Raw genomic sequence first — 293 nt, 5'->3', positions numbered from 1 at the left:
GGTTGACCTTTTATTTCAATGATTTTACCGACTGGATTGGTATCTATAAACACCTTTTCTTCCATTTGTTTACTAATCATGACAACGTTATTACCTTGACCACATCTGATTCTTGTAAAGAACGTCCCTTTAACAACTTTACTTTATTTACTGCAAAGTACTCGCTGTCTAATCCAGTAATACTCACCATTTCTTTTTTATCTTCAATATCAAGTGGTTCCATGCTGGAATTTGTTGTTACCACATGTGCGATTTCTGGAATTTTTTTAATTTCAAAAATATCTTCTTCAGTT

The 293-nt window shown here is 32.4% G+C and carries 1 protein-coding gene; it reads right to left on the bottom strand.

Features of this window, described 5'->3' with window-relative positions; genetic code table 11:
* Nucleotides 1–76 precede the first annotated feature (76 nt).
* On the bottom strand, nt 77–293 hold a 217-nt coding region (locus FE392_RS22790; protein WP_319931958.1), incomplete at its 5' end, for an ABC transporter permease.

It is taken from the genome of Xenorhabdus santafensis (assembly GCF_033949405.1).
GTDB lineage: Bacteria > Pseudomonadota > Gammaproteobacteria > Enterobacterales > Enterobacteriaceae > Xenorhabdus > Xenorhabdus santafensis.
The sequence above is the reverse complement of the archived record's forward strand: the minus strand, read 5'-3'. Positions and strand labels throughout refer to the sequence as shown.